14 protein-coding genes are annotated in these 15940 nt (G+C 73.5%); 5 read left to right on the forward strand and 9 right to left on the reverse strand.

The genetic code is table 11. The annotated features are described in order from the left end of the window. Positions 1-103: 103 nt before the first annotated feature. Together TNCT1_RS18600 and TNCT1_RS18605 are read right to left on the reverse strand one after the other, a co-directional pair. Positions 104-1333 carry a chitinase gene (locus tag TNCT1_RS18600; RefSeq protein ID WP_143633465.1) on the reverse strand — a complete coding sequence of 410 codons (1230 nt, stop codon included), beginning with the start codon at positions 1331-1333 and terminating at the stop codon, positions 104-106. A 150-nt stretch (positions 1334-1483) separates the two neighbouring features. Further along, positions 1484-1912 (reverse strand): PaaI family thioesterase, encoded by a 429-nt coding sequence (locus tag TNCT1_RS18605; protein ID WP_143633468.1) that lies wholly within the window; start codon positions 1910-1912, stop codon positions 1484-1486. Between the two features lie 349 nt (positions 1913-2261). On the opposite strand from TNCT1_RS18605, the gene TNCT1_RS18610 reads away from it, so the two are divergent. The 3 genes from TNCT1_RS18610 (at position 2262) to TNCT1_RS18620 (ending at position 7049) form a co-directional block, all read left to right on the forward strand. After that, positions 2262-3473, forward strand: coding sequence for an NAD(P)/FAD-dependent oxidoreductase (locus TNCT1_RS18610; protein WP_235902713.1), 1212 nt, complete (start codon positions 2262-2264; stop codon positions 3471-3473). Positions 3474-3549: 76 nt separating this feature from the next. Beyond that, positions 3550-4356: an inositol monophosphatase family protein gene (locus tag TNCT1_RS18615; protein ID WP_143633476.1), complete on the forward strand. Its 807-nt coding sequence runs from the start codon at positions 3550-3552 to the stop codon at positions 4354-4356. Positions 4357-4508: 152 nt separating this feature from the next. Further along, positions 4509-7049, forward strand: coding sequence for a discoidin domain-containing protein (locus TNCT1_RS18620; RefSeq protein ID WP_143633479.1), 2541 nt, complete (start codon positions 4509-4511; stop codon positions 7047-7049). A 45-nt stretch (positions 7050-7094) separates the two neighbouring features. Here the strand turns inward: TNCT1_RS18620 and TNCT1_RS18625 are convergent, their stop codons facing one another. Further along, the gene (locus tag TNCT1_RS18625; protein ID WP_235902714.1) at positions 7095-7673 is read right to left on the reverse strand and encodes a helix-turn-helix transcriptional regulator; all 579 of its coding nucleotides are present in this window, start codon (positions 7671-7673) and stop codon (positions 7095-7097) included. Positions 7674-8174: 501 nt separating this feature from the next. On the opposite strand from TNCT1_RS18625, the gene TNCT1_RS18630 reads away from it, so the two are divergent. Next, a complete protein-coding gene (locus tag TNCT1_RS18630) occupies positions 8175-10391 on the forward strand; it encodes a catalase (protein ID WP_235902716.1) in 2217 nt (738 codons plus the stop codon). Positions 10392-10494: 103 nt separating this feature from the next. Then, complete coding sequence (locus tag TNCT1_RS18635) at positions 10495-10731, forward strand: chaplin (protein WP_143633483.1); 237 nt, start codon at positions 10495-10497, stop codon at positions 10729-10731. Positions 10732-10782: 51 nt separating this feature from the next. Here the strand turns inward: TNCT1_RS18635 and TNCT1_RS18640 are convergent, their stop codons facing one another. The 6 genes from TNCT1_RS18640 to TNCT1_RS18665 form a co-directional block, all read right to left on the reverse strand. Continuing rightward, positions 10783-12462 carry a PP2C family protein-serine/threonine phosphatase gene (locus tag TNCT1_RS18640; RefSeq protein WP_143633485.1) on the reverse strand — a complete coding sequence of 560 codons (1680 nt, stop codon included), beginning with the start codon at positions 12460-12462 and terminating at the stop codon, positions 10783-10785. Next, positions 12446-13504, reverse strand: a complete 1059-nt coding sequence (locus TNCT1_RS18645) for an ATP-binding SpoIIE family protein phosphatase (protein WP_174266346.1) — start codon at positions 13502-13504, stop codon at positions 12446-12448. Before TNCT1_RS18645 ends, TNCT1_RS18640 begins: the two co-directional genes overlap by 17 nt. Then, complete coding sequence (locus TNCT1_RS18650; protein ID WP_143633487.1) at positions 13501-13950, reverse strand: anti-sigma regulatory factor; 450 nt, start codon at positions 13948-13950, stop codon at positions 13501-13503. The genes TNCT1_RS18645 and TNCT1_RS18650 overlap by 4 nt, the downstream gene beginning before the upstream one ends. After that, a complete protein-coding gene (locus TNCT1_RS18655) occupies positions 13950-14327 on the reverse strand; it encodes an STAS domain-containing protein (RefSeq protein WP_143633489.1) in 378 nt (125 codons plus the stop codon). Before TNCT1_RS18655 ends, TNCT1_RS18650 begins: the two co-directional genes overlap by 1 nt. After that, positions 14324-15220, reverse strand: a complete 897-nt coding sequence (locus TNCT1_RS18660; protein WP_143633491.1) for an STAS domain-containing protein — start codon at positions 15218-15220, stop codon at positions 14324-14326. Before TNCT1_RS18660 ends, TNCT1_RS18655 begins: the two co-directional genes overlap by 4 nt. A 212-nt stretch (positions 15221-15432) precedes the next feature. Then, the gene (locus TNCT1_RS18665; protein ID WP_143633493.1) at positions 15433-15912 is read right to left on the reverse strand and encodes an SRPBCC family protein; all 480 of its coding nucleotides are present in this window, start codon (positions 15910-15912) and stop codon (positions 15433-15435) included. Between the last annotated feature and the right edge of the window lie 28 nt (positions 15913-15940).

A 15940-nucleotide genomic window follows, 5' to 3' on the forward strand; every position in this document is an offset into this window, starting at 1 on the left:
CATCGACGCTACGACCGTACGCCCTGATGTACCAGTCGCGCAGGTCGCGCCGCGTGTCCGCGGTGCGGACGACCCCCGGGGCGGCCCGGACGGGCCGAACGGGTCAGCAGGCGCCCTCGTCCTGCCAGGGGCCCCACTCCGAGGCGCCGGGCACCTCGTTCTGGGTCCACCACTTGGCCTTCCAGTTGTGCTTGCCGTACGAGACCTCGTTGTCCTTGGTGTACACCGCCGTCGAGCTCCAGGCTGCCTTGCAGGAGCCGCCCGGGGTCGGGGTCGGGGTGGGGGTCGGGGTGGGGGTCGGGGTGGGTGTCGTGCTGGGCGGGGTGACTCCCGCGAACTTCACCGAGTACTTCGCGAAGTCCCAGGAGCCCTGCGCCACGCTGGAGCAAGTGCCCGACGTACGGCCGCCGTTGTCGGCCGGCGTGCACTGGCGGTCGCGGTTCAGTGACCAGAACGTGAACCGGTCCATGTGGTGGCTGGTGGCGTAGTCCAGCACCGTCTGGAAGTCGGCCTGGCTGAAGTACTCGCCGGTGTCGCTGCGGCCGTTCATGCCGGAGAAGCCCTCGTGGGCGTAGGCCGTCGCCTGGTCCCAGCCGAAGGTCGACTGCAGGACCGAGTTGAAGTTGGTCAGCGCCGTGGTCTGGCTCGCCGCCCCGTTGAAGCCGCCGTCGAACGGCATGATGGAGAAGTTGTTCGGGGTGAAGCCCTGGGACTTCGCCTCCAGCAGCATCTGCTTGCCGAACCAGCCGGTGCCGTCCGCCGTGCCGGCGGTGGTCACGGAGACGTACAGGCCCGGGTTGTTCTGCTGGAGGATCTTCGCGGCGCCGATCTCGTTCCTGATCGCGGCGCTGTTCTCGTACTCCGGCTCCTCCAGGTCGAAGTCGATGGCGTGCAGGCCGTACTTGGTGACGACCTGCTGGTAGGCGGCGGCCGTGGCGGCCGGGTCCGCGCACGCCTGCCCGAGCTTGGTGCCGCCGTAGCCGCCGATGGAGACGGACACGTCGCCGCCCTTGGCACGGATGGTGTTGATCACCGACTGGACGGCCGTGTCGGAGGAGACGGGGGACGTGCCGCCCCAGGTGGGGGAGCAGCCGCCGCCGTTCGGGGCGAGGACGAAGGCGAGCTGGAAGGCCTTGAGGCCGGTGGCGTCCATGATGTCGGCCGCGTTCGGCGGGTCGTTGTCCGTCGGCATCAGATAGGGGGCGGCGGCGTACCACCGGTCGCTCAGCGCGGAGGTGGCGCCCGAGGCGCTGGTGGTGACGAGGGCCGTGGTGCCGGCGGCGGCCAGCGCGACGGCGGCCGCCGCGCCCAGACATGCGCGAACAGGTCTCATTGCGAGCTCCAGGGGGGTGGGGGAGGAGTTGCCCGGCGGAAGGTCGCCCCAGCCTCCGGGAGCTGTTGCGGTCACGTCAATATGTTGGTCTAGTCCAAAGAGGTCTTTGGACTAGACCATACGATTTCTTTACTCGGGCGCCGGTGGCCCTCAGGCCTCGCCGCGGCGCAGCACGATCTGGGTCTGCGTGGTCTGGCCGACCAGCCGGTCCCGGTCGTCGCGCAGATCGGTCTGCACCACCAGCAGGGTCCCGCCGACATGCAGCGGACGGGCCGTCGCGTGGACCCGGCCGGTGGTGACGGCCCGCAGGAAATTGGTCTTGGACTCCACCGTCGAGGTCCCGGTGGCGCCCGCCGGCAGGTTCAGGTAGGCGCACACGGCGCCGACGCTGTCCGCGAGGGCCATCAGCGCGCCGCCGTGCAGTGCGCCGCCCGCGGTGCAGACCTCCGGCGACCAGGCCAGGGTGCCGACGGCGCGGTCGGCCGTGGCCTCGCGCAGCTCGATGCCCAGGCCGGCCGCGAACGGCATGGCGGCCAGCAGGTCGGCGGGCCGGGGAGCGGCCGGCTCGGACAGGGACATGGGGTACCGCCTCTCATCGGTCGCGTGCCGTCGCGCACGCCGGTCAGGCAGTGTGCCAGCGTCGCCCGTCGCCCGTCGCCCGTCGCCCGTCGCCCGTCGCCCGTCGCCCGTCGCCCGGCGGGGCGACGGCCGCAGCTGCCGCGGCCGGTCGCGGGCCGGACCGACGTCACCGGGCGGGTACGCCGAGGCCGGGCCCGTGCGGACGGCACCGGGCGGGGCGCCCGCCGTCCGGCCCGGCCCGGCCAGGCCCGTGGCCGGTTCCGCACACCTGTGCCGGAGGGTCCACCGCCCGTGCGCCCTAAGCTGTGCCACCCGTCGGGCACGCGAACGGAAGCGGTGGGTGGTACCGGTGGCACACATCCTGGTGATCGGCGGCGGCATCGCCGGCACGGCGGCCGCGCTGGGCCTGCGCAAGGCCGGACACGACGTCGCCGTCTTCGAGGCGCACCCCGACACCGCCGAGGACATCGGCGCCTTCCTCACCCTCGCCGCCAACGGCATGCGCGCCCTGGCCCAGATCGACGCCACGGACGCCGTCACCGCCATCGGTTTCCCGCTGACCTCGCTGCGCCTGCTCGACGACCGGGGCGGCGAGGTGGCGCGCGCCCCGCTCGCCGGCGCGGACGATCCCACCCTGCGCTACCGCTGCCTGCGCCGCGGCGAACTGAACGCGGCCCTGCAGGCGGAGGCGGTCCGCCGCGGCACACCCCTGCGCCACGGCGCCCGCCTGGTCGCCGTGGACGCCGGCGCCGAAGCGGTGACCGCGCGTTTCTCCGACGGCAGCAGCGCCACCGCGGACCTGCTGATCGGCGCCGACGGCCTGAACTCGGCCGTGCGCCGGCTCGTCGTGGCGCCCGCGGCCCGGCCCCGGTACGCCGGCCGGCGGGTGTACTACGGCTACACGGACACGGCGCCCGCTCCGGGGGAGACCGGCGCCATCACCATGGTGCGCGGCAGCGCGGCCGCGTTCGGCTACGCGGTCTCGCCGGCGGGGGAGACGTACTGGTTCGCCCGCGTCACCGCCGGCCCCCGGACCGCCGCCGGCCCCCGGACCGCCGCCGGCCCCCGGACCGCCGGCGAGGCGCCTGACCCCACGCCCGCCGACCTGCGCGGCGAACTGCTGCCGCTGCTGCGCGAGGACGCCACGCCCGCCGGGGACATCGTCGCGGCCGGCGACGGGAGCGTCATGGCCACCGACGCCACCGAGCTGCCGCTGGGCACCCCCTGGCGTGCGGGCCGTGTCCTGCTCGTCGGCGACGCGGCGCACGCGGCCTCGCCCGCCACCGGCCAGGGCGCCTCGATGGTGCTGGAGGACGCCGTCGTGCTGGCCAAGGCCCTGCGTGACCTCCCGGACCCGCGGACCGCTCTCACCGTGTACGAACACCACCGCCGTCCGCACGCGGAGCACAACATCACCGTCAGCGGCGCCATCTCGCGCGGCGCCCGCACCCCGGTGCGGGACACCCCGGCGGCCCCCGGCGCACCCCGCGAGGACGACGCGCTGAACCGCCTGCTGGACTGGGACACCCCGCTCCCCGGCCTTCCCCGCACCGAGCGCTGAAGTCCGGCTCCGCGCCGGCCAACCGGTCGTGTCCGGGCGGGAGTTCGGCCCCGTCCGCGCGGGCTATCCTCCCCCCATGGACGTGATCGACCCGGAGCCGGACGCCCGCCTCGCCCGCCGGGCGGCCGAGGCGGGAGCCGCCGTGGTCCGCGAGATGTGCGGCGGGCGGCTGGACCGCGTGGAGAAGTCCGCCGGTGACTTCGCGACGGCGGCCGATCTCGCGGCCGAGAGGACCATCCTGGACGTGCTGCGCGCCGCCCGGCCCGGCGACGCCGTCACGGCCGAGGAGAGCGGCAGCAGCGGCGCCGCGGACAACGCCCGCCGCTGGCTGGTCGACCCGCTGTGCGGCACCCTCAACTACGCCGTGCGGAACATGCTGGTCGGGGTGAACGTGGCCCTGCGGGAGGGTGACACGATCACCGCCGCCGCGACGGCCGACCCGTTCGGCGGCGAGGTGTTCTGGACCGACGGGGACCGCGCCCTGCTCCACCGGGACGGTACGGACGAGGAACTGGCGCCCTCGCCGGAGTCCCGGCTGGTCGACGTGAACCTCGATCCGCCGTTCCCCAACGCCCCCGGCTTCCAGGCGGTCCGGCTCCTGGCCGACCCCGGCTTCGGCCGGCGGTTCCGGCCCCGGGTGGTCTCCACCACCCTCGCGGTCGCCTGGGTCGCCGCCGGCCGCCGGGCCGCTTACGTCACCGACGGCGACCTGCGCGACAGCGTGCACTTCGCCGCCGGTATCGCCCTGTGCCGGGCGGCCGGCTGCACGGTGACGGGCATCCACGGCCAGCCCCTGCACACGGGCGCGGGCGGACTGATCGCGGCCGCCGACGCCGGCACCCACGCCGCGCTGCTGGAGATGGTCAAGAACCAGACGCGCTAGCGGAGTTGGCGCGCGACGCCGCCAGGTCACGCGTATTTCAGGTTTTGACTTCCGAAGGCTTGCCGCCCGCTTGGCTCACCACTTAAATCAAAACATGAACTAAGCTCATGGGGGTCAGTTTCCTGACCTCCGCAGCCGCATGGAGCCACCACATGAGACTGAGATCCCTGGGCATCGCGCTGGCCGCCACGGCCGCGCTGATCGCCCTGCCCGCCACCCACCCGCCGGCCGTCGCGGCCGAGACCCCCCTGTCCCAGGGGAGGACGGCCACCGCGTCCTCCGAGGAGAACGCGGGCACCGCCGCCGCCAAGGGCGTCGACGGCGACACCGGCACCCGCTGGTCCTCGGCCGCCACCGACGACCAGTGGTTCCAGGTCGACCTCGGCGCCACCGCCACCGTCAGCCAGGTCGTCCTCAACTGGGAGGCCGCCTACGGCAAGGACTACAAGGTCCAGATATCCAAGGACGGCGGCACCTGGACCGACCTGAAGTCCGTGACCGGCTCAGACGGCGGCGTCGACACGCTCGACGTCTCCGGACAGGGCCGCTACGTGCGCATGCTCGGCGTGCACCGGGCCACCCAATGGGGCTACTCCCTGTGGGAGTTCCAGGTGTTCGGATCCACGGGCGGCACCCAGTCCGCCTGCGGCACCGCCAACGCCGCCCAGGGCAGGCCCGCCACCGCGTCCACCACCGAGAACGCCGGCACCCCCGCCTCCGCCGCCTTCGACGGCGACACCGGCACCCGCTGGTCCAGCCAGGCCGCCGATCCGCAGTGGCTGCGGGTGGACCTCGGCTCGGTCCAGGACCTGTGCCGGATCGACCTCAACTGGGAGGCGGCGTACGGCAAGGACTTCCAGCTCCAGGCCTCCGCCGACGGCCAGACCTGGAGCACCCTGAAGAGCGTGACCGGCGCGAGCGGCGGCACCGCCTCCTACGACGTCAGCGGCACCGGCCGCTACGTCCGGGTCTACGGCACCGCCCGCGGCACCGGTTACGGCTACTCCCTGTGGGAGGTCGCCGTGCACACCGGCACCACCGGGGTGCCGCCGGTCCAGGGCGGCGGCGACCTCGGCCCCAACGTCATCGTCGTCGACCCCTCCACACCGAACCTCCAGCAGAAGTTCGACGACGTCTTCAAACAGCAGGAGTCCAGCCAGTTCGGCACGGGGCGCTACCAGTTCCTGCTGAAGCCGGGCACCTACAACGGCATCAACGCCCAGATCGGCTTCTACACCTCGATCTCCGGGCTCGGCATGAACCCCGACGACACCCAGATCAACGGTGACGTCACCGTCGACGCGGGCTGGTTCAACGGCAACGCCACGCAGAACTTCTGGCGTTCGGCGGAGAACCTCGCCATCAGGCCCTCCAACGGCACCGACCGCTGGGCGGTCGCCCAGGCCGCCCCGTTCCGCCGCATCCACGTCCAGGGCGGCCTCAACCTCGCCCCCAACGGCTACGGCTGGGCCTCCGGCGGCTACATCGCCGACTCGAAGATCGACGGCACCGTCGGCCCGTACTCCCAGCAGCAGTGGTACTCCCGCGACAGCTCGGTGGGCGGCTGGACCAACGGCGTGTGGAACATGACCTTCTCCGGCGTCCAGGGCGCGCCGGCGACCAACTTCGACAGCGGCCCCTACACCACCCTCGACAACACCCCGGTCTCCCGCGAGAAGCCCTTCCTCTACCTGGACGGCTCCGCCTACAAGGTGTTCGTCCCGGCCAAGCGGACCAACGCCCGGGGCGTCTCCTGGCCGGCGAACGCGGGCACGTCCCTGCCGCTGGACCAGTTCTACGTCGTCAGGCCCGGCGCCACCGCGGCCACCATCAACCAGGCCCTCGCCCAGGGCCTCAACCTCCTGTTCACACCGGGCGTCTACCACCTCGACCGGACCATCGACGTCACCCGCGCCAACACCGTGGTCCTCGGCCTCGGCCTCGCCACCCTGGTCCCGGACAACGGCGTCGACGCCATGCACGTCGCCGACGTCGACGGGGTGAGACTCGCCGGGTTCCTCATCGACGCGGGGAGCACCAACTCCGACACACTGCTGCGGATCGGCGAGCCCGGCTCCTCCGCCGACCACTCGGCCAACCCGACCACCATGCAGGACGTCTTCGTACGGATCGGCGGCGCCGGACCCGGCCTCGCCACCAACTCCGTGGTCGTCAACAGCAACAATGTCGTCATCGACCACACCTGGCTCTGGCGCGCCGACCACGGGAGCGGCGTCGGCTGGAACACCAACCGCGCCGACTACGGCCTGCGCGTCAACGGCAACGACGTCCTCGCCACCGGCCTGTTCGTCGAGCACTTCAACAAGTACGACGTCTACTGGAGCGGCGAACGCGGCCGCACGATCTTCTTCCAGAACGAGAAGGCGTACGACGCCCCGAACGCCGCCGCCGTCACCCACGACGGCATCGTCGGCTACGCGGCCTACAAGGTCGCCGACTCGGTCACCACGCACGAGGCGTGGGGCCTGGGCAGTTACTGCAACTACACGGCCGATCCCACGATCGTCCAGGCGCACGGCTTCCAGCTCCCGACCGGCCCGGGGATCAGGATGCACGACCTGCTGGTGATCTCCCTCGGCGGCAAGGGCCAGTACGCCCACGTCGTCAACAGCACGGGCACACCCACCTCCGGGACGGACACCGTCCCCTCCAAGGTGACCTCGTTCCCGTGACGCACGCCCCGCTCCCGCGCGTCCGCCGGACGCGCGGGAGCGCACTCACTCCCCGGCCAGCGCCAGCCGGGGAGCGCGCCGGTAGGTGTCCCGGTACAGGGAGGCGAAGCGGCCCGGGTGGTAGAAACCCCAGCGTGCGGCGATCTCCGTGACCGTGGCGCCGTCGGCCGGATCTGCGGCGAGCAGGTCGTGGTGGGCGTGCGCGAGCCGCACCCGGCGCAGCTGGGCCAGCGGAGTGGTGTCCAGATGGCGGCGGAAGGCGTACTGCAGGGCCCGCACGGTGACCCGCGCCGCCCCCGCGATGTCCGCCACGGTGACCGGCTCGCCGGCGTGGTCGTCGATGTACGCCGGCGCGCGGCGCAGCATCGCCGGGCGGGTGTCCGTGCCGTCCGGGCCCGGGACGGCCTCCGACATCGTGTTGGGGAACGCCGCCAGCACGCTCGCCGCCAGGTGCTGCGCGGCCGTCGACGCGACCAGCGGCTGGTCCGCGCTGTCCGGGTCGGCGAGCACGTGGTCGCGCAGATAGCCGATGGTGCGGCTGAGCCGCCGCGCGTCGTCCGCCGAGTGCGGCCGGTGCCCGGTGAGCCGCACCGGCCGCTGCCCGGGCCCGTCGGCGCCGGCCACCTGGGTGAGCAGGTCCGGACCCCCGCGCCCTCGAACTGCCGACGCGGCCGATCCCTCGGTGCGGTCCTTCCGCGTGGTGGCCCGCCCGTGACCGGCGCGAGCCGAACTGCGCGGCCCGCGCGCAGCGCCTAGGGTGGCGAATGCGGCCGGCCGTGTGCCGGACCGCTTCCGGGTCAAGAAACGGCCCTCTCCGAACCCGCTTTCGGCTGAGGGCGGTTGACCCCGCCCGACGGTCCCCGGGTCCGGGCGCGTATGTCCGAAGGGCCGGGCGCGCGGACGACGCGCCGCGCCTCCGGCCCGACTTCACCCCACGGGAAAGGCCGTACGGCCCCCGGTTTCGGACGCCCCGGCCCGGGGACCTCGGTGTGAGGGTCCGAGCAGGACCCCCGAGCCGTGTCCCCGCCCACCGCCGCGTCCCGCTCCGGGCCGGCACCGGCCGCCGTGCGCAGAACGTGCCGGACCCGCCGTGCCGGGCGTGGCATCCACGCGACCAGCGAAGGAATGGTAGTGATGAGCGAGAGCATCCCCGGTAAGCCGGCCCCCGAGTCGCCGGCGGTCGCCGAGCCGGCCCACCCCCGCGAGCCGCTGCCCCCCAAGCCCGACCAGAGCGGCCCGGACACGGTCTCGCCGACCGGTCAGCCCACCGGCGCCGACCAGGCCCGGATGGCGCAGAGCGGCAGCTACCTCACCAACGCCCAGGGCACCCGGCTGTACGACACCGACCACTCGCTGAAGGCCGGTCCCCGCGGCCCGGTGCTCCTGCAGGACCACCACCTGCGGGAGAAGGTGATGCACTTCGACCACGAGCGCATCCCGGAGCGCGTGGTGCACGCCCGGGGAGCGGGGGTCCACGGGGTGTTCCGCAGCTACGGCACGGCGGCCACCGTGACGAAGGCGGCGTTCCTGGCCGAGGACGTCGAGACACCGGTCTTCGTGCGCTTCTCCACCGTCCTGGGCTCCCGCGGCTCCTCCGACACGGTCCGCGACACCCGGGGCTTCGCGACCAAGTTCTACACCAGCGAGGGCGTCTTCGACCTGGTCGGCAACAACATCCCGGTGTTCTTCATCCAGGACGCCATCAAGTTCCCCGACGTCATCCACGCCGGCAAGCCGCACCCCGACCGGGAGATCCCGCAGGCGCAGAGTGCTCACGACACCTTCTGGGACTTCGTCACCCTGCACACCGAGGCCACCCACCACACGCTGTGGAACATGTCCGACCGCGGCATCCCGCGCTCGTACCGCACGATGGAGGGCTTCGGCGTCCACACCTTCCGTCTGGTCGACGCCGCCGGCGGGACGACCCTGGTGAAGTTCCACTGGAAGCCCAAGCTGGGCGTGCACTCCCTGGTGTGGGAGGAGGCGCAGATCATCAACGGCGTGGACCCCGACTTCCACCGCCGCGACCTCTACGACGCCATCGAGGCGGGCGCCTACCCCGAGTGGGAGTTCGGCATCCAGACCTTCCCCGACACCCCCGACCAGACCTTCGAGGGCATCGACCTGCTGGACCCCACCAACATCGTCCCCGAGGAACTCGCCCCCGTGCAGCCCATCGGACTGCTCACCCTCAACCGCAACCCGTCGAACTACTTCGCCGAGACCGAGCAGGTCGCCTTCCACGTCGGCCACCTCGTCCCCGGCATCGACGTCACCGATGACTCGCTGCTCGCCGGCCGGCTCTTCTCCTACCTGGACACCCAGATCACCCGGCTGGGCGGCCCGAACTTCCCCCAGCTGCCCATCAACCGGCCGCAGGCCCCCGTCAACGACATGCTGCGCGACGGCATGCACCAGACGGCCGTGCACCGGGGCGTCGCCCCCTACCGGCCCAACTCCCTCGACGGAGGCTGCCCGTTCACCGCCGGCGCCGACACGGGCGCGTTCATCGAGACGCCCGTACGCGTGCCCGAGGGGACCAAGGTCCGTGAGGCGCCCGAGTCGTTCGACGACCACTTCAGCCAGCCCCGCCGGTTCTGGCTCAGCATGAGTCCGGTGGAGCGGGAGCACATCATCCACGCCTACACCTTCGAGCTCGGCAAGTGCTACGAACAGGCCATCAGGGAACGGGCGTTGCAGGTTCTCGCCAACATCGACCCGCAGCTGTGCGCGGCTGTCGCCGCGGGCCTCGGGCTGCCCGCGCCCGAGCCCACCGTGCCGCTCGCGGACGTAGAACCGAGCCCCGCGCTCTCCCAGGTCGGCCTGACCTGGCCCAGCGACGGCCGGATCATCGGCATCCTCACCGGCCCCGACGGCGACCTCGACGGAGTCCGGGAGGTGCGCCAGGAAGTGCTCGACAGCGGCATGGTCCCGCTGATCGTGGCGCCGAGCGGCGGCACCCTCGGCGAGGGCGCGGACGCCCTCACGGTCCAGCGGACGTACGCCACCGCGCGCTCGGTGGAGTTCGACGCCCTGCTGGTGGCCGGGACCCCAGGGGTCGGCGTCGACGCCTTCGGCGCCCGGGACGCCAAGGCAGGCCTGCCCGCGCCCGTGCAGGGCACACCCGATCCCCGGGTGGCGCTGCTGCTGGCGGAGGCGTACCGGCACGGCAAGGCCATCGGCGCGGCCAAGGGCGGCGAGAGCGCGCTGGAGGCGGCCGGCATCCCCCTCGACGCACCCGGCGTGGTCACCGGCGACGGCGCCACCGCCGTACTGCAGCAGCTCAACGGCCTGCTCGGCGCCCACCGGGTCTGGGAACGCTTCCCCGCCGCAGCCTGAGTCGCGCCGGTCCCCCAACGGCGTAACCCAACGGGCGGCCGCCGCGCGCAGCCGGTGTGATGAGAGAGTCCCTACGTCAACCAGTGAGGCAACACACATGCGTATGCGCAGCTTTGCCACGGCGGCGGTACTCGCGGGCTCCCTCGCCCTGGCCGGTACGACAGCCGCCCACGCGGCCGACCCGGACCCGACGACCGGTACCGCCGGCAACAGCCCGGGCGTGCTCTCCGGCAACGTCACCCAGGTCCCGGTCGACCTCGGCCTCAACCTGTGCGGCGACAGCATCGACGTCATCGGACTGCTGAACCCGGGCGGCGCGAGCACCTGCACCACGCACTGACACCGCCGCGTGCGCCGGCCTCCTGGCAACAGGGGGCCGGCGCACCGCTGTTCAGGCCGGCGAGGTGCGGCAGAGCAGCAGGCAGACGTCGTCGTCGTGCTCGGAGTCGTGCAGCATCGGCTTCAGCAGCGACTCGGCCGCCGCGTCCAGGTCCTCCAGCTCCGCAGCGCTCAGCGCCTCCAGGGCCCGGCCCAGCCGCTCGATGCCCGCGTCGATCCCGGCCGCCCGCCGCTCCACCAGGCCGTCCGTGTACAGGGCCAGCGTCGACCCGGGCGGCAGCCGCACGGTGTGCTCCGCGTACTCGTACGCCAGCGGCACGCCCAGCATGATCCCCGGCTTGAGGTCGAGGACGCGCACCCGGCCGCCGGGGTCACGCGTGATGGCCGGCGGGTGCCCGGCCGCCGCCCACACCACGGTCGGGTCGCCCGGGGTGAAACGGGCGACGGCACAGGTCGCGTAGAGCTCCGGCTGCTGGTGGCGGAGCATCCGGTGCAGCAGCGTGAGGATGCGGCCCGGACCGTTGCCCTCGACGGCGTACGCCCGCAGCGCGGTGCGCAGTTGACCCATGATCACCGCCGCGCGCAGTCCGTGCCCCGTGACGTCGCCTATCACCGCGAGCACACTGCCGTCGGGCTGCCGGAAGGCGTCGTACCAGTCCCCGCCGATGTTCAGGCCGCGGGTCGCGGGCAGGTAGCGCGCGGCGAGCGACACCCCCGGCACCTCGGGCAGTTCGGTGAGCTGGGCGCGCTGCAGCGCCTCGGCGACGTCCCGGTGCTGCTCGTACTGGCGGGCGTTGTCCAGGGCGATGCCCGCCCGCCGGCCCAGCTCCAGCAGCATCACGGTGGCGTCCGGGTCGAACCGTTCGCCCGGCGCGGTCAGCGTCAGCACGCCCTGGACCGTGCGAGCGCCGAGCGGGATGCACAGCAGCGGCCGGTCGGGGGAGAGGGGGGAGGGCGGCTGGTCCTCGACGCCGGGCAGCTCGCCGGGGTGCCGCGCCGCGTGCTGCGGACGGCCGGTGCGGGCCGCGGTGAGGGCCGCGCGGTCGCCCGACGGGGTGCGCTCCTCGTCGGCGAGCCAGATGTCGACGTCGGAGGCGTACTCCGGGACGAGCAGATCGGGCAGCCTGCGCAGGATGTCGTCGTGTTCGAGGGAGGCGTTCAGGGCGGCGCTCGCGTTCGCCAGGAAGGTCAGCAGCCGCCGGGCGTTCTCGGCCGCGGCGCGTGCCGCCCGCTCGGCGTCCAGCAGTTCGTGCTGCGCCAGCGCGGCCGCCTCCAGCTCGGCGTGCAGCGCCAGCACCCCCTGGTTGGTCTGGTGCAGCTCCTCGCGGTGGAAGCCGACCAGCTCCTCCGTCTCCGCGAGGCTCTCCAGCACGGCGTCCGCGTCGGCGTCGGCGTCCAGCAGGGCCTCCGCGAGCGCGGCGCCGTCCAGTCCGGCGGGCGAGGGCAGCGGTGACGTGACCGGGCGGGGGCAGCTCAGGGCGTGCCGCCAGGCCCCGGGCCGGCCCGGCTGCCGTACCGCGACGTGCAACTGCCCGTCGGCGTCGGCGCGGACGGCGACCTCGGCGCCGCCCTCGCCCAGACAGCGGCGCAGCCGCGCGGTGAACGCGGTCAGGAACCGGGCGCGGTCGAGCGCGGGCAGGCCGGCGTCGGCCGTGAGCCGCGCGAGCACGGCCCGGGCGCGGGCGGCGTCGGCGGTCGAGGCGATGGTCCAGAGGTCACGGGCGGGCGTCATGGGAGCTGGTCCGGCGGTCGGGGGCCATTACGGCCACACTGGTGTCGTCGCGTACGGGGCGGGCGGGGCTGCTCGCGTCGCGCAGGATCGTCGCGGCCAGCACCGACGGGTCACGGGCGAGCAGACCGGGGTCATCGGGCGGCGACCAGCGGCTCGGCAGCCCGTCGCTGTGCATGACGAGCAGGCTCTCCGCGTCCCAGGGCACCCTCCGCAGCGGCACCCGCGCCGGGAAGTACGCCCCGACGATGCCCGGATGGGAGACCAGGGAGGTCCAGACACCACCCGTGCGCAGCCGGGCGCCGACGTTGCCCACCCCGGCGAAACGCAGCTCACGGCGTTCGGTGTCCACCTGTGCCACCGCGACGGCCGCGCCCCGGGTGCGCCGCAGCGCGGCGTGCAGCCGCTTCAGCGTCTCCACCGGAGGCAGCTGCGCGCTCCCGCGCAGCTCCTCGACCGCGGCGGTGGAGGCGTGCGCCGCTTTGGCGCCGTGGCCGAGACCGTCGGCCAGCAGCAGCGTCAGCAGGGAACCGGAGCGTGTCCAGCCCCAGCCGTCCCCCGAGTGCTCCGCCTGGTCGAGCGCGACGGTGATCCCGCCCACCGGCGTCTCGTGCGCGGGCGCGCCGGTGCGGGCGGCCTCCGGGTCGACACGCGCCGACGTCACCGTGCCGCGGCCCCGGGCGGTGTGCAGGTGGAAGGCGTTCGCGAGCCGGCGGCAACTGCCCAGGCCCGCGCCGAGGGAGCCGTCGGCGGTGCTGAAGCCGTCCCGCAGGGCCGTGCCGACGTCGGCGATGCCCGGCCCCTGGTCGAGCGAGCACAGTTGCACCGACGGCGCGCCGTCGGCCGGCCCGGTCACCAGGTTCAGCACCATGCGGCCGCCGCCGGCGTGCTTGATCAGGTTGGTGGCCAGCTCGGTGGCGACCAGCGCGGCCGCCGCGGTGCGCTCCTGACCGAGGCCCGCGGCGGAGCTCGCGGCCTCGGCCGCGACCCGGACGTCCCGCACCCGTGTCGAGTCGTGCACCGGGATCTCCCACACCCGGCTCATCGGACCCCCGTCCTGGACGGCGGCACCGGACCGACCCACGCGACAGCCGTGACCGTGGTGCCCCGGCCGGGCGCGGTGTCCACGTCGAACTCCTGGACGAGCCGTTTGGCGCCGCTCAGCCCCAGACCCAGTCCGCCGCCGGAGGTGTAGCCGTCCGTCATCGCCAGCTCCAGGTCCCGGATGCCCGGGCCCTCGTCGGCGAAGCACATCCGCAGCCCGCGGACGCCGCCGCACTCCAGCGGGGTGATCTCCGCCCGGCCGCCGCCGCCGTGCACCAGCGTGTTGCGGGCCAGCTCACTGGCCGCGGTCACCAGCTTGGTCTGCTGCACCAGGCCGAAGCCGAGCTGCGCCGCGTACTGCCGCACCTGCTGCCGGACGTAGGCCAGGTCGCCGTCCGAGCCGATGGGCAGGCGGGTCGCGCAGACCTGGCCGGGCGACGCCGGCATCATTCCTCCTCCGGCGAGAGCAGTTCCAGGGCGCGGTCGACGTCGAGGGCCGTGATCAGACCGGGCAGCGTGAGCCCCAGTTCGACCAGGGTGATCGCCACCGCCGGCCGCATGCCCGCCAGCACCGTGCGGGCCGCGAGCAGCCGGGCCGTCGAGGCGATCTCCGCGAGCACCCGGCCGAGGAAGGAGTCCACGATGTCGACGCCGGAGATGTCGAGCACCACGCCCGTCACCCTGCCGGCGGCGATGCGGCTGGAGATGTCGTGCTGGAGCTGCTCCGCCAGGCCGTCGTGCAACTCGCCCTGCAACGAGACGAGCAGTATGTCGCCGAGCGCCAGCACGGGCACCTGGGTCTGAGCGGGAAGGGGCCGGCTCACCGCGCGGCCGCCGCGGCGTCGGCACGGGCGGAGACCTCGATGCCCTGCCGGCCGAGCGCGTAGGCGAGCGCGTCGGCCAGCGAGGCGCGGGTGATCACCGACCCGAGGTCGATGCCGAGCTGCACGATCGTCTGCGCGATGGCCGGCCGGATGCCGGAGACGATGCACTCCGCCCCCATCAGCCGGGCGGCGGCCACCGTCTTCATCAGGTGCTGCGCGACCAGCGAGTCGACCGTGGGCACACCGGTGATGTCCAGGATCGCGTACCTGGCCCGTTCCTCGACGATCGCCTCCAGCAGCGACTCCATGACCACCTGGCTGCGCGCGCTGTCCAGGGTGCCGATCAGCGGCACGGCGACGGTGCCCTCCCAGAGCTGGATCACCGGCGTGGCCACTTCGAGGAGCTGCTGGCGCTGCCGGTGGATCAGGTCCTCACCCGCGTGCAGCGCCGTCTCCATCACCACCAGACGAAGGGTACCCATGATCAGGGTCAGGGCGAGCACCGCTTCCTGGGCCTCGGGACCGGCCGGGTCCGGGAACTCCCCGCGCAGCAGCTCGACCGCCGGAGCGCGCAGGGAGGCCACCTCGCCGGAGATCTGCGCCGGGCTCGACCCGGTGCGGGCGCGGGTGGCGGCCATCCGGCCCAGCTGCTCGCGCACCGTGCCGAAGCCGGGGGCGTCGATGTCCTCGGGGCGGCCGCTCATCGCCACGTCGGACAGCGCGTCCAGCACGGCCTTGCACGCCTCGACCGCCTCGTCACGGGAGACGGTGAACACCGAGCGGAACAAGGCGACGTCCGCCCAGCGCTGTGCGATCTGCTCCTGGCGCCGCTCCAGAAAGGCGCTCACCACACGAGACGCCGACTCGGCCGCATCCTGCTCCGGCACGTACATCCTCTCCCTTCCGCACAGCCCGGTTCCGCCCCGTCCGGCCGGTGCCGGGCCGATGGCCCGCGTGCGCCGGACGGCCAGGGTCCGCGCCGCCGACGGCACAACCCCGGACGGCCCGGCGGCCGAAGCCGCCGGGCCGGTGTCGGAGGGCCGTCTACCCGGGATCAGGGAGACCTCTCCTCACTGTTAGGCACGTCACTCGCGCGTGCGACGGATCAGTACGTCCCGCCGCCGCCCGGGCCGCCCACCTCGCCGCGCCACGCGCCCGTCTCCAGGCCGCCGCGCTGCTCGATGAACTCCTTGAACCGGTGCAGGTCCCCGGAGACCCGCCGCTTGACGACGCCGAGCTTGTCACCCATCTTCTCGGCCACGCCCTCCGGCTCGAACTCGAGCTGCAGCATGACCTTGGTGGTGGAGTCGTCGATGCGGTGGAACGTGACGACGCCGGCCTGCTTCGCCTCGCCGTCCACGGTGGTCCAGGCGACCCGTTCGTCGGGCTGCTGCTCGGTGATCGCCGCGTCGAACTCCCGGCGTACCCCAGCGACGTTGGTCACCCAGTGGGTGAGGGTGTCGCTGCGCTGCTCGATGCGCTCCACCCCCTCCATGAACTCCGGGAACGTCTCGAACTGGGTCCACTGGTTGTAGGCGGTGCGCACCGGGACGCCGACCCGCACGGATTCCTCGACCTGCGACATACAGGAACACCTCTCGTTCTCGTCGGCT

The sequence above is a fragment of the Streptomyces sp. 1-11 genome (assembly GCF_007176755.1).
Classification (GTDB): domain Bacteria; phylum Actinomycetota; class Actinomycetes; order Streptomycetales; family Streptomycetaceae; genus Streptomyces.

Coding starts and splice junctions, on each gene's coding strand:
- TNCT1_RS18600 (WP_143633465.1), bottom strand. CDS start 1,333: ATGAGACCTGTTCGCGCATGTCTGGGCGCGGCGGCCGCCGTCGCGCTG.
- TNCT1_RS18605 (WP_143633468.1), bottom strand. CDS start 1,912: ATGTCCCTGTCCGAGCCGGCCGCTCCCCGGCCCGCCGACCTGCTGGCC.
- TNCT1_RS18615 (WP_143633476.1), top strand. CDS start 3,550: ATGGACGTGATCGACCCGGAGCCGGACGCCCGCCTCGCCCGCCGGGCG.
- TNCT1_RS18620 (WP_143633479.1), top strand. CDS start 4,509: ATGAGACTGAGATCCCTGGGCATCGCGCTGGCCGCCACGGCCGCGCTG.
- TNCT1_RS18630 (WP_235902716.1), top strand. CDS start 8,175: ATGGTAGTGATGAGCGAGAGCATCCCCGGTAAGCCGGCCCCCGAGTCG.
- TNCT1_RS18635 (WP_143633483.1), top strand. CDS start 10,495: ATGCGCAGCTTTGCCACGGCGGCGGTACTCGCGGGCTCCCTCGCCCTG.
- TNCT1_RS18640 (WP_143633485.1), bottom strand. CDS start 12,462: ATGACGCCCGCCCGTGACCTCTGGACCATCGCCTCGACCGCCGACGCC.
- TNCT1_RS18645 (WP_174266346.1), bottom strand. CDS start 13,504: ATGAGCCGGGTGTGGGAGATCCCGGTGCACGACTCGACACGGGTGCGG.
- TNCT1_RS18650 (WP_143633487.1), bottom strand. CDS start 13,950: ATGCCGGCGTCGCCCGGCCAGGTCTGCGCGACCCGCCTGCCCATCGGC.
- TNCT1_RS18660 (WP_143633491.1), bottom strand. CDS start 15,220: ATGTACGTGCCGGAGCAGGATGCGGCCGAGTCGGCGTCTCGTGTGGTG.
- TNCT1_RS18665 (WP_143633493.1), bottom strand. CDS start 15,912: ATGTCGCAGGTCGAGGAATCCGTGCGGGTCGGCGTCCCGGTGCGCACC.